The sequence below is a fragment of the Rhizobium sp. AB2/73 genome (assembly GCF_020871915.1).
In the GTDB taxonomy this organism is placed as follows: Bacteria; Pseudomonadota; Alphaproteobacteria; order Rhizobiales; family Rhizobiaceae; genus Rhizobium; species Rhizobium dioscoreae.
In genome coordinates, this window is record NZ_CP067074.1 from 505,267 (window position 1) to 518,154 (window position 12,888).

Annotated in this window: 10 protein-coding genes; 6 read left to right on the top strand and 4 right to left on the bottom strand. The window is 56.9% G+C overall.

Annotation, left to right across the window (positions count from 1 at the left end):
• Positions 1–21 precede the first annotated feature (21 nt).
• On the top strand, positions 22–1,149 hold the full coding sequence (locus I8E17_RS33445) for an NAD/NADP octopine/nopaline dehydrogenase family protein (protein WP_209160010.1): 1,128 nt from the start codon (positions 22–24) through the stop codon (positions 1,147–1,149).
• A gap of 245 nt (positions 1,150–1,394) precedes the next feature.
• Here the strand turns inward: I8E17_RS33445 and I8E17_RS33450 are convergent, their stop codons facing one another.
• From I8E17_RS33450 to I8E17_RS33460, 3 genes are read right to left on the bottom strand one after another with little or no spacing between them, the layout of a single operon-like run.
• A complete protein-coding gene (locus I8E17_RS33450; protein WP_209160011.1) occupies positions 1,395–2,525 on the bottom strand; it encodes a siderophore-interacting protein in 1,131 nt (376 codons plus the stop codon).
• An 18-nt stretch (positions 2,526–2,543) separates the two neighbouring features.
• Positions 2,544–3,668 carry an ABC transporter substrate-binding protein gene (locus I8E17_RS33455; RefSeq protein ID WP_209160012.1) on the bottom strand — a complete coding sequence of 375 codons (1,125 nt, stop codon included), beginning with the start codon at positions 3,666–3,668 and terminating at the stop codon, positions 2,544–2,546.
• A gap of 7 nt (positions 3,669–3,675) precedes the next feature.
• Positions 3,676–5,811, bottom strand: coding sequence for a TonB-dependent siderophore receptor (locus tag I8E17_RS33460; protein WP_209160013.1), 2,136 nt, complete (start codon positions 5,809–5,811; stop codon positions 3,676–3,678).
• A gap of 161 nt (positions 5,812–5,972) precedes the next feature.
• Between I8E17_RS33460 and I8E17_RS33465 the strand changes: the two genes are divergently transcribed.
• The gene (locus tag I8E17_RS33465; protein ID WP_229002295.1) at positions 5,973–6,617 is read left to right on the top strand and encodes a TetR/AcrR family transcriptional regulator; all 645 of its coding nucleotides are present in this window, start codon (positions 5,973–5,975) and stop codon (positions 6,615–6,617) included.
• A gap of 563 nt (positions 6,618–7,180) precedes the next feature.
• On the opposite strand, the gene I8E17_RS33470 is transcribed toward I8E17_RS33465, so the two are convergent.
• The gene (locus I8E17_RS33470; protein WP_219256742.1) at positions 7,181–7,867 is read right to left on the bottom strand and encodes a GntR family transcriptional regulator; all 687 of its coding nucleotides are present in this window, start codon (positions 7,865–7,867) and stop codon (positions 7,181–7,183) included.
• Positions 7,868–7,959: 92 nt separating this feature from the next.
• Between I8E17_RS33470 and I8E17_RS33475 the strand changes: the two genes are divergently transcribed.
• From I8E17_RS33475 to I8E17_RS33490, 4 genes are read left to right on the top strand one after another with little or no spacing between them, the layout of a single operon-like run.
• Positions 7,960–8,964: an Ldh family oxidoreductase gene (locus tag I8E17_RS33475; RefSeq protein ID WP_229002296.1), complete on the top strand. Its 1,005-nt coding sequence runs from the start codon at positions 7,960–7,962 to the stop codon at positions 8,962–8,964.
• Positions 8,965–9,006: 42 nt separating this feature from the next.
• Positions 9,007–10,257, top strand: a complete 1,251-nt coding sequence (locus I8E17_RS33480) for an iron-containing alcohol dehydrogenase (protein WP_209160014.1) — start codon at positions 9,007–9,009, stop codon at positions 10,255–10,257.
• A 1-nt stretch (position 10,258) separates the two neighbouring features.
• Positions 10,259–11,737 (top strand): NAD-dependent succinate-semialdehyde dehydrogenase, encoded by a 1,479-nt coding sequence (locus I8E17_RS33485; protein WP_209160015.1) that lies wholly within the window; start codon positions 10,259–10,261, stop codon positions 11,735–11,737.
• 25 nt (positions 11,738–11,762) lie between these two features.
• Positions 11,763–12,878, top strand: coding sequence for a mandelate racemase/muconate lactonizing enzyme family protein (locus I8E17_RS33490; RefSeq protein WP_209160016.1), 1,116 nt, complete (start codon positions 11,763–11,765; stop codon positions 12,876–12,878).
• Positions 12,879–12,888 lie beyond the last annotated feature (10 nt).

A 12,888-nucleotide genomic window follows, 5' to 3' on the forward strand; every position in this document is an offset into this window, starting at 1 on the left:
ACGATTTGTGGAGGTAAACGAATGTCTGATACGTATTCTGTTTCTATAATCGGCGCAGGAAATTGCGGTTGTGCCTTTGCTGCGGATCTTTGTCAGAGGGGGATGGATGTGTTGCTTTACAGCCATCCCGATCACCGCCGTAATATCGATGCCATCCGGCAAAGAGGTGGTTTAACGGCGAGTATGAAAATCGAGGGTACTTTTCACCCTTTGACCACGACGGATATTGCCGACGCCGTTAACTTCTCGAGGTTCCTGATCATCGGCGTTCCCTCTTACGGACACGAGACTATCGTCTCTGAACTTGAGCGATTTGACCTCAGTAACCATACCATCGCTGTTATGAGTGGAAACTTCTTCACGCTGGCGGCCTTCGGCCGGTTGAATGCCAGATTAATTCTTGAAGCCAACGGATCGACCTACGCCTCTCGCATGAGCGACGGTGAGATAAAAGTAACCGGCATCAAAGCCAACCTGCCCATTGCTGCATATCCTTCAAACATCAGCACGCAGGATCAGAAGGTGGCCGCCGATATTTTGGGAGTACCGCTACACTGGTATAAAAACATTCTCGAGATCGGGTTATTTTGTACAAACGGAGTTTTGCACGCGATTCCTTCGGTTCTGCATACCGGGTGGATCGAAAGCACCAAGGGGGATTTCTACTTTTATCGCGAGGGTATTTCACCCTCGGTCGGGAATGTGGTGGAGGCGGCTGACAAGGAACGCCTAAAGATCTGCAAGGCCTTTGGTTTCGAGTTGCCGACTGTCCTCAGCGAGTTGACGGGCTTTTACGGCGGGAACTATGAACGCCTTTCGGACTTCGCGTTCCACACGAAAGTTCATAACGCTACCAAGGCGGCGCCTGCGAACATGCGTGACCGCTTTATTGCTGAAGATGTTCCCTTCGTCCTAGTGCCGTGGTGTGAACTAGCTTCTATGGTTGGCGTCAAGGTTCCGATGATACACGCAATTGTAGAGCTCGCCTCGGTGATCAACAACGTTAACTATTTCGAGGCCGGGCGGAATTTGCGGCGCATGGGTATCGAGGGCATGTCAAAGCTTGATCTCATACAGCTTGTCAACCACGGTCGAGTAAGACCACGCTGCGTCCTTGACGATCACCGTGAGGTCATCGGGCATTTATGATAAAATCTGAAGACTTGCGTCCGAACTGAATAAAACACCGCTGCATCAGCCATTTGTTGCAGCGGTGAATAGGTCTGCCATCCGTGGCGAATTTATCAGTCTTGAACAAACAAACCTGTCGGTCTGTCTTGGCTCAATCCCCGCGATCCTGGAGTAAAAGTTAATCTTCCGCTTATCAACGTCAGTAAAAATCTGTGCTGCTTAAATGACAGGGTTGATGGCTCCGATCTTATCAAGAGGTTAAATCATTCTCTTTGCTGAGGCAGATAGGCATCGCCGCCCTTGGCAATGATGTCTTCTTCGCTAAGGGAACGGTGCCAGTGCGAATAGAGCACGAAGCGATCACGCGATAGCCCCACGACATTCCTCAGGTGACGATGAATGGCACTGAAGGCCTTGTGTTCGCATCCACCCCAGAAGAAAACGCTCTCTCGGCATGTTGGCCATTGAATGGAGCGAATTGCGTCCTGAAGCAGCGTCGTTGTGCCTGCACCCTTACCGTCGCGATACAACCATTGGATCGAAACGCGGCTGGAAGAGGAAAGCGGCAGTTTATCGGCGGAGGTGTCGACTTCAATGAAGGCATGGCCGGTTGCCGTCGGCGGCAGATACTCGAGAATTCTGGCAATGCCCGGCAATGCAGTCTCGTCTCCGGCGAGAACATAAAAGTCTGCCGGCCTGGGGCCGTTGGCCGCCGGCCCCAGAATGCCGACGACATCGCCTGTCCGCGCATTCATCGCCCACTGGGTCGCCGGCCCGGGATGAGCATGAAGCGCAAAGTCGATCGTGATTGTCTGCCTTGCCATGTCGATGAAGCGGATCGTGTAGACACGCGTGGGAACCGCAGTATTGTCCGGCCAGACGACATGCCCGCGATGGTCAAGTAGCGGCCAGCGTGGCGCGGCGATGTCGCGCGGCTGGAAAATGAGACGACAGTGGAGCTGGTCTTTACGGTCGTAACGTTCGAGGTTCTCGCCCTTGAAGGCGATCCTGCGAAAGCGGGGCGACAGGTCCTCAATGGTCTGCACCTGCAAAATGCGCAGATCGTCAGGTAAGGCGGGATCCGCATGGTCGCCTTCCCATTGAATATCGAGATTTTCACGGGCGGCGATGAAACCGATCGGCCCGACCAGAGCATGTTTCAGCCGGTTCAGACCGCCGGGATCGGAAGCTTCCGCCGTCAACCGGAAACCGTTTCCGGTCGCCTCGAATGTGGCGTTGCCGAATGGCGAGTGGATATGATGAATGCCACCTGCCTTCTTAACGGTCATGTCGTGCGTTGCAATCGATTCAACAATCGGTTCGATATAGTCGTTAATCTTTTCAAACTGGACCGAGGCATGTGCGCGGTATCGGTTGTTGCTGGTCGATGGCATCGGGCGTGGCTCCGTGTCTCAGATCGCCGCCCACAGCGGTCCCTTTATGGGAAATGCTGCGAAGTCGCGATTGATGGTGTCGAGAATGGCGGTTGGATCGATATCGGCACATCGATCCGGATGCAGCCATCTGGCTGCCTGGGCGATAAACAGCACGTTGAGGGGCAAGTTGGTAATCAACCCGGTCCATATCCCGTAAACACGCTTTGAACGAACGCTCGGCAGATGTTCGAAACTCCGGCGGCCCTCGATCAGATGCTGCAATCCTTGTCGACCCTGTTCGGCGTCGATTCCAGGGCCGATGGACGGACGGCCACCCGAGGCCCAGCCGCCGCCGGAGGCGATGTAGACCTCATGCGGTGTGGCGAGAAGATATTCGAGCGCCAGCTTCTCAAACCACGGCGCGACCACGCCCGGAAGCGGCTGACCACCGGCCAGCGCCAGCAATTCGCCCCAGTTCTTTCTGCCCGCCGCCCAGCAGCAGTCGTCGAGCGTCGACTGGACCTCCAGATAGGTCGTGACGGGCTTCGCACCTGAAATGCGCGTTGCAATGCCCGCCAGTTCCCGTTCGACAAAGGCGATGTAGGCCTCGGCTTTGTCTGAAGCGCCCAGAAGTGTTCCCCACATGCGCATAGATGCTTTCATCGCATCAACAGGGCCGCTTGCCCGCGCCTCATCGACCGCGTTTGAGGCGGCGTCGCTGAACACCACGGGAATGCCGATCTCCTGCAGCCTCTGCAGCAGGGAATTCTCATCCCCCTGCGGCGTCATGAAGGCCGTGGTCACGATCAGGTCGGGAGACAGGGCGATCAGTCCTTCCAGGGAAAGCGTGTCCGGGCTCAGCGTTCCGACCGTGCTGACGGAATGGCCGTTCAGCAGGATCGTCTGCAATTCACCGCTGTCGAGCCGATCGACGGCGGCCCAGCCCACGACCAGCGACGCAGGATCGCGATGCAGGAGCGACATCGTCAGCAGGTCATGCGCCTCCAGCAGAACGATCCTTTTCGGCAGGGCAGGGAGGCGCACCTCGCGCCCCGCCATATCCCTCACGGTAACCGACTGTTCGGCTACGGCGGGCTGAATGCCGGAAAGGATGCCGGCCGCCGCAAAGGAGATGCAAAAGCCTCGTCTCGTTATGATCACGGCGACATCACCATTTGTATCTGAGGCCGGCGAGCACCGTGCGACCGTTGCCGTACTGGCAATAATACTCGGAACTGCAGGAGGAGTAATAGTCCTTGTCGAGCAGGTTGGTGACGTTCAGTGTCGCCTGCAGCCCCTTGAGTTTCGGGTTCGTTGCTCCAAAATCATAACGAAGTGCGGCGTCGAGCAGGGTATAGCCATCGGCTTTCACCGTGTTTGTGTCGTTACTATAGCTGGAGCCGACGAAACGCAGTCCGCCGCCGATGCTCAAGCCTTCCAGCGCACCGGATGAGACGGTGTAGTTCGCCCAGAGAGAACCGTAATAACGCGGCACGGCCTGCGGGCGGTTGCCTATGATCGATGTGATGCCGGATTCGGAAACTTCCGTGTCGAGCAGGGAAACCGCAGCGATCAGTTCGAGATTGCTGGTGAGGTTTCCTCTCGCCTCGAACTCCAGCCCGCGGGAATGGATTTCTCCCTGCTGTTCGTTGAAGCCTGATGAGGCGTTGTAATAGACCACATTCTGCTGACGAATATCGAAAGCGGAGAGCGTGAACATGGCGTCAAGCCCTGTAGGCTGGTACTTGACGCCCACCTCATATTGCTGCGCTTCCGTCGGCTTGAACGGACTGCCATTGGCGCCAACGCTGGTGGAAGGTTCGAACGAGGTGGAATAACTGACATAAGGCGCAATGCCGTTATCGAAAAGGTAAAGCAGGCCGGCGCGATAGCTTGTTGCGCTGTCGGATCGTTTCAACGATGTTCCGGCAAGGAGATTGTCAGTGTCCTGACGGGCCCAGTCGTGCCGCACCCCGAAAACACCGCGCAGCCCGCCGATCTCGATCTGATCCTGGAGATAGATGCCTGTCTGGCGAAGCGACTGATCATTGTCGACTGCCGTCATGAACGGGCCGACCGGTCGGCCGTAGACGGGATTGGCCACATCAAGCGGCGTCGCGCCACCCAGCAGATATTCCCAGCTGCTGCTTGAGTGCTGAATGTCGAGGCCGGCAAGAAGCGTATGACCGATGGCGCCGGTTTCGAACTTGAATTCAGCCTGGTTGTCGAAGGAAAAGCCTTCGGCGTCCTCGATGGAATGGACAGCCCAGCGGGGAATAATACCCGTCGCGGACATTGGCCCGTTCATCTGGAGCGAACGCATATCGGTATCCACGCCGGAATATCGGAAGTTGGAGCGGATGGTGACCTGGTCATCGAACCTTTGCTCGAACTCGTAACCGGCACCATACTGGGTGCGCCTGAACGCGTCGTAGTTGGGATCCCCGACATTGAGGTCCCGACTGAGGAAACCGGCATTGCCTGCGGGCGCCAGAAACTTCGGATAAAGCGAGTTGAAATAGCCGCCTTCCGGATCGCGCTGATAATAACCGGACACAACGAGCGAGGTATCCTCGTCCGGCTGCCACTTGAGGGATGGCGCAATGCCGAGACGCTTTTCATCCACATCGTCATAGCGTGTGCCGGAGGAACGGCCAACAATGCCGATACCATATTGCCACGTTCCATCGGTGGCGATGGGGCCGGTGGAATAAAGACCGCTCTGAACCCTTCCATCGGTCCCGACTTCAAGTCTTGCCTCGTTTGACGGCACGCTCGATGGCTTGCGGCTGACCTGATTGACAAGGCCGCCGGGGCTCACCTGGCCATAAAGAAGTGCCGCCGGCCCCTTCAGGACGTCGATGCACTCAAGGAGAAACGGATCAATGGAGGGTTTCGCAAAGGCCTGACCACGTTGAAGTTTCAAACCATCCAGATAATTCACATAATTGGTCGCCGTGCCAAATGCGCCGAAGCCGCGCAGAAATACGGAATCGTAACGCGAGTTCGAGTCCCGGTCGGACAATACACCGGCCGTGTAACGCAGCGCTTCACTGACCGTTTGCGGGTTCTGGTCGTCGATCTGTTTGCGCGTTATCACCGTAACAGATTGCGGCGTTTCCGCTAAAGGTGTCCCGGTTTTTGTTGCCGACCGAGTGAACTTGGCAGCAATCCCAGCGGCGTCGGCATTGCCCTGCACAACGATTGTTTCCAACCGTGTGCCCTGCTCCTGAGCCAGGGCATGGGTTGCCGCCAGAAAGGTTGTGGCTGTCAGAATGTTTTTAAAGGAAAGACCTTGCTTCACTATTCGCCCCCATGGTCGAAGCTTGGGAAATCTGCTAGAGTGAATAAATCAAACGGGACCGTCCTGTCCAGTTAATATGAAAGCGCTGGTCAACTTTTATGTTGGCAATCCTGGTCGACGTCTTCAAGCAGGTCGAGCACGGGCAAATGCGGAGGAATCTGGTGTCGGAAAGAACGAACGCAACAGCGCGGGTAGGTCGTCCTCTGAAGGCGGAACAGAACGCCGCAGCGGAAAGGATAATCGACGCTGCGACCACGCTGTTTGCGACGCGCGGTTTTGCCGGTACATCCATGGAGCAGGTCGCTTCGCAGTGCGGCGCAGGCAAGGATACTGTCTATCGCCGCTTTCCCTCGAAAGTCGCCCTGTTCGAGGCCGTGGTGGAACATGCTCATGCCCGAGCGGTGGCGCGGCTGAGAGACTTGCCGATGGCACAGGGCAACGCTCTTGAGCGCCTGCGGACCCTGATGCGCGAACTGCTGCATATCAACATGGAGCCGGACCTCATTGCACTGAAGCGCATCACCTTCAGTGAAGCTGTCGTGTTCGAAAAGAAAAGACCGATCCCGCCGCAGCCCGATCCGATCATGAACCGGCTCGTTGATGCCGTACAGACAGCGCAGGATGCGGGCATGGTTTCGACCGGGGATGTGAGCCTGATCGCCAACCATCTCATCCACTGTCTTGTCGCATTGCCCACCTCATCGGCGATGATGGGCAGCGCCGAATTTGATACAAGGCAGTCTGTCGATCTGTATTTCGACAGGACCTGGAACTGGCTTTACAGAGGAATATCGGCAGATAGCTAACAGCAGGGCCATCATCTTGTGGAGGGTTCTGGAGCCTGAAATCGAGCGGGCTGTCGCAAATATCCCAAAGCCTGTGATCCGTTCCGCCTATCGAATCATGCCACTTTGTGATGCCACGATCCAAACTGTGAATGACTTGAGTGAGATCGGAAGCCTCCTCCTTTACATATCTCGATAAAAGAACGTTGTCACAGTTTGGATATTGGGAGGTCTCACTCCGGCTCCAGTCCCAAATCAGCCATTCCAGCCATCGCGTGTTCTGCCTAGCTACTGATCGCGTTTTGAGTGAGTTTTCTAACAGGATCGCCGGTTCGGATCCCTTCAAGAGCGCACAATGTCTCCGGTACAAAACGTCACCTATCTCTCAGGTCGGATCAACCTCACTCCGACACTTTGTCGTGAAGCGGTTCAAGAAGCGTTTGAAATCTCAAGAGCGGCGTTCAATGTTTCGGGTTTGGTTGTCGTCGACGTCGTGCTCTCACACTACTATTGAAACTCGGTTGAGATGCTGCAATGGCAATCCCAGGAATGGAATAAAGGCATCGTCGATTTCCTATCCCGGCTCATTCATTCAAAAACGCGTCTTCGAAACGTGATTTCGAGCACAGGATATGGTGGCGCATTGCCGCTTCCGCATTCTCAGAGTTCCCGTCTTCGATAGCTGTGATCAGGTCCCTATGTTCTTGGTTCGCGTCGGTGGTCGCTCTCGCGTGGAAATAAAGACGGAACAGATGCACATGCGTGTGAAGGCGCTGCAAGCTGTTGTAAACGAGCTCGTTTCCGCAGTTGCGCGCGATGAAGTTATGGAAAGCGGCGTCGCGCTTGGCGAACTCACCATAAGCTGCCCTCGACTGGACCTTGTTTTCGCCTTGCATATCGGCATCAAGTGCTTTCAACTTGGCAATGATCTCGGCGCTGCGCTTGAGTGCCAGCTTGCCAGCAGCAAACGGTTCCAACAACAAACGCAACTCGTAGAGTTGATTGAGGCGATCACGATCAAGCTGTTCGGCGGCTCGGTAGCCGACGAGGTGCGTTTTAATGACTAGTCCTTGAGCCTCCAGCCGTGACAGCGCTTCGCGAATCGGTGTCTGAGAAACACCGAGAGAGCGAACGAGCCTGTCGACTGAAATCCGGCCACCGGGCGGAATTTTCAGGGACATGAGCTGGCCGTATAGAGCCTCATACACCTCGTTTCCAAGGCCTGTCGGTCGCCGCAATTGTTCCATCTCGCCATCTTCCAACAACTTCATTTCTTTCCTCGCAATAAATTTTGGCCTTGACGACTGCAATCTATCAATTAAGCTCCCTGACATCAATCAGATATCCGATAGGATTTTATATTGTGTCCACCATCGACGCCACAGCCCTTCTCAACCTCGCGAGTTCAGCCCTTCAAAAGGTAGGGGTTTCTTCGGAGCATGCAGCCCTTCAGGCAGATATTCTTCTGGAAGCTGAACTGCGTGGCGTGCCGTCACATGGTCTGTTGAGACTTTCACGCATCATTGCTCGCATTCAGAATGGCGTCTCCGATCCGGCAGCGACTGGCTCGCATGATTGGGCGTCGAGCGCGTTTCTGACGGTTGATGGTCAAAAAGGCCTTGGTCCGGTCGTTGCAAACGCCGCGATAGATGCGCTGCTTGAGCGCGCCAGGGAAACAGGCATCGCGGCTGCGGCAATCACCAATTCCAATCATATCGGGATGCTCGCATGGTATGCCGAGAAGGTTGCATCGAAAGGTTTTTCGATCGTCGTCCTGTCGACGAGTGAAGCGCTCGTTCATCCTTGGGGCGCGCGCAAGGCGATGATCGGGACGAACCCGATTGCGATTGGCGTGCCGACGAAAGATGGCCCATTCGTCATGGATACGGCGACGAGCCTGGTGTCGATGGGTGAAATCCATGACCATGCGCACCGTAAGGCAAGCATCCCAAAGCACTGGGCGCTCGATGACAACGGCGATCCGACGACGGATGCGGAAGCTGCCAAGAAAGGCGCGATTGCACCATTCGGCCAAGCGAAAGGCTACGCCCTTGGTCTCGCTTTCGAACTTCTGGTCAGCGGCCTGGCGGCGTCTGCAATCGGTCGTGATGTGCATGGCACGCTGGATGACACGAGTGTCTGCAATAAGGGCGACCTTATCATCGTCATGCCGGGTCCGCGCCGCGAGCTTGCCAGCTATTTGCAGGCGATCCGAGATATGCCGCCAGCTGACGGTTTCGATAAGGTGCTTATCCCCGGGGAGAGGGGACGTGCCTGCCGTGAGCAGAGGCTGCGCGACGGCGTTCCGGTTGTCGCCGAGGTTTACCAGAGCCTGCTTCAGCTTGCCGGGGCATCTGCTGCGGCCTGAATTAAATGATTTCTTGATTTTGTAAGCATTGGGAGGAGCAAAGTGACTTTATTCGGAGCCATCCGCACACCACGAAACATCGTGTTCGGTGCGGGCCAGCGCAGGTCGCTTCCACAATTCGCATCGCGCTCCGGACTGCGTGCATTGATCGTAACAGACGAACGTCTCGCAGCCGATCCTGACTTTCGTGACATGATCGACGCCGTCCACTCTGGAGGTGTCGATACGCACACCTTCACTGGCGTCATCGCGGAACTTCCCGTCGAATGCATCGCGGCAGGTGTCGCGACGGGCAAAGCTTTCGGTGCCGATTGCGTGATCGGCATCGGCGGAGGCAGTTGCCTCGATGCGGCCAAAGCGATTTCGCTGCTGCTTGCCCACGGCGGCACGGCGTCGGATTATTATGGTGAATTCAAGGTTCCGGGGCCGGTTCTCCCGCTCGTCCTGTTGCCGACGACCTCTGGCACGGGCTCGGAAGTTACGCCCGTTGCGGTTTTGACTGATCCCGACCGGGCGCTGAAAATCGGTATCGCCAGCCCGTATCTGATTTCCGATACCGCCATCTGCGATCCGGAACTGACCTATTCCTGCCCCCCATCACTGACTGCCGTGTCGGGCGCTGATGCGCTGACACATGCCATCGAAGCATTCACGACCGCCCGCCGTGAAGCGACTTCCAGTCTGGTGCACGATCATGTATTTCTCGGAAAGAATGCGTTCAGCGATCACTATGCCTTACTGGCGATCAGGCATATCGGCGCCAGTCTTCGCCAAGCTGTCGAAAATGGCGATGATCAGGTCGCGCGTGAGCGCTTGATGTTCGGTGCCATGGCTGCCGGACTTGCCTTCGGTACGGCGGGAACTGCCGCTGCGCACGCCCTGCAATATCCGGTCGGTGCGATGACACATACGCCGCATGGCACCGGGGTTGCGCTAATGATGCCCTATGTCATGCAGATCAATCGCGACTGGTGCGTTTCGGAAATCGTTGAAATCGGCCGCGCGCTTGGCGTTTCCCTGCCGGAAGGCGGAGGCGACAAGGCAGCGGACGCCACCATCGACGCCGTGGCTTCGCTGTTCAAGGCGATTGGCATACCCGCCACCTTGCAGGAATTGGGTATCACCCGCGAGCAGTTGCCTACCGTGTGCGAGCAGTCGTTGGGTATTGCCCGCCTCATCAAAAACAACCCGCGTCCGCTCGACGCATCGTCTATGGATATGCTGGTCAGCGCTGCATTCTCCGGCGACTGCACATCTCTTCGGGCATCTGAAAATCATAGAAAGGCCAGCTGACATGAATATTGCTGCAAAGATCGATTCCATGCTGAGCTTCGATATCGCTTCGCTGCCGACCGGGCTTTTCATCGGTGGCGAATGGCGTCAGGGGCAGGGCGGTAACACGATTGACGTCATCGACCCTTCGACGGGCGATGTCATCGTACCGGTGGCAGACGCGACCGTGGAGGACGCGATGGAGGCAGTCGCCTCCGCTCACCGTGCCGCCAAGGGATGGGCAGCAATCGCACCGCGCAAGCGCTCGGAGATTTTGCGTCGCTGCTTCGAGCTGATGATCGAGCGCAAGGTAATGCTTGCCGAACTCATCAGCCTTGAAAACGGCAAGACGATTGCCGATGCGCAGGGCGAGGTGGCCTATGCCGCCGAATTCTTCCGTTGGTTTTCCGAGGAAGCCGTTCGGTTGAATGGTGAAATTTCGACAGCGCCGTCCGGCGCCAACAAGATCATCGTGGAACATCAGCCGATTGGCGTTGCCGTGCTGGTTACGCCGTGGAACTTCCCCGCAGCAATGGCCACTCGTAAGATAGCGCCCGCCCTGGCAGCGGGTTGCACCTGCGTCCTCAAGCCCGCGACAGAAACGCCCCTTACGGCTCTCGTTCTGGCGGAACTTTACAAGGAAGCCGGTGTGCCGGATGGCGTCGTCAACGTCATCACGACCTCGAAATCCGGTGCCGCAGTCAGCGCTATGCTGAATGATCCGCGCGTGCGCAAGCTCTCCTTCACAGGTTCGACCGAGGTCGGTCGTGTTCTGTTGCGCGAGGCGGCCAATACAGTCGTTTCCTGCTCCATGGAACTAGGCGGCAACGCGCCATTCATCGTCTTTGACGATGCGGATCTCGATGCCGCAATCGAAGGCGCGATGATTGCCAAGATGCGTAACGGCGGTGAGGCCTGTACGGCTGCCAATCGCTTTTATGTTCAGTCCGGCATTGCCGAAGCCTTCTCCCGCAAGCTGGCCGAGCGGATGGGATCGATGACGGTCGCTGCCGGTTATGATCGCAGCGCCCAGTGCGGACCGCTGATCAACCAGAAAGCCGTCGATCGCATTCAGGCTTTGGTGGAAGACGCGAAGGCGAGGGGTGCGAATGTTCTGGCCGGTGGCGGGCCGCTGAATCGTAACGGCTTCTACTTCGCACCAACGGTCCTTTCTGGTGTCTCGTCTGCTTCCGATATCGCTTCCGAGGAAATCTTCGGGCCGATTGCCGCGATCACGACATTCGAGAGTGACGATGAAGTCGTCGAGCTCGCTAACGACACCGAATATGGCCTGATTTCATACGTTTACACCAAAGACCTCGCACGCGGCCTGCGCGTGTCTGAGCGTATGGATAGCGGCATGGTGGGCCTCAATCGCGGTCTGGTGTCCGATCCAGCGGCACCTTTTGGCGGAACCAAGCAAAGCGGTCTGGGACGCGAAGGTGCCCATCACGGCATCCTTGAATTCTGCGAGACCAAATACATCGCCGTCAGCTGGTAACCGGAACAGGTCGGAGGAGACTGTCTTGAAAATCACCAAAATCGACGTGTTCCAGCTTGCCATGGGAGATGGCAGTGGCTGGATGCCGAAAAGCGCTTTCGTCAGGATCGAAACCGATGAAGGCCTGTTCGGTCTCGGTGAAGCGTCCCCCATGCAGGGAGGTTATGCCTCGCTGGTCGTCATCGCTCGGGACATGGCGCCGTTTCTGATCGGCAAGGATCCGCTCGATCACGCGGTTCTGGTGGACACATTGCTGCACAAATGCATCAAACTCGGCCCCGATGGCATTGTGACGGGTGCGCTTGCGGCGCTCGACATTGCCCTTTGGGACCTCAAGGGCAAGGCTTTTGGACAACCGGTCTACAAGTTGCTGGGTGGAGCCTGGAACAAGACCCTGCCCTGCTACAGTTCGGTCGGCGGCAACGCCGGTCGCACCGTCGATGAAGTCGTACGTGCCGTGGAAGCACGCGTTAATAAGGAACAGCCAGCGGCAGTCAAAATCCGCTGGGATGGCGACCGCACCCGTCAGGACGTCGACATCAAGGGCGATATAGAAAAGGCGAAAGCAGTCAGAAAACTGCTCGGCGATGATTTCGTACTCGGCTTCGACGCCAATAATGGCTATTCGATCGGCGGTGCGATGCGGGTCGGGCGTGTCCTCGAAGACCTCGGCTATACGTGGTTCGAAGAGCCGGTCCAGCATTACAACGTTGCCGCCATGGGCGAAGTCGCACACCGGCTGGACATCACGGTATCCGCAGGTGAACAGACCTACACCATTCAGGGATTGAAAGACCTGATCGAGGCGGGTGTACGCATGGTGCAGCCGGATATCGTCAAGATGGGTGGTATCACCGGCATGATGCAGTGTGCGGCGCTTGCCCATGCCCATGGCGTCGAACTGGTTCCGCACCAGACGCAGCCGACCGTCGGGCATCTAGCCAATATTCACGTGCTCAGCACGATCATGCATCTCGCAAAGCCTGTGGAGCTTGCCGACAAATGGGAAAGAGGAGAGCCCATTTTCGTCAACCCATCTCAGCCGGTCGATGGGTGCTTTACCGTTCCGGAAACGCCGGGATTGGGCATCCAGTTCGATGAAAAGGAAATGGAGGCACGGCGCCAGCCTATCGCCGGGTAATAATCGCCAT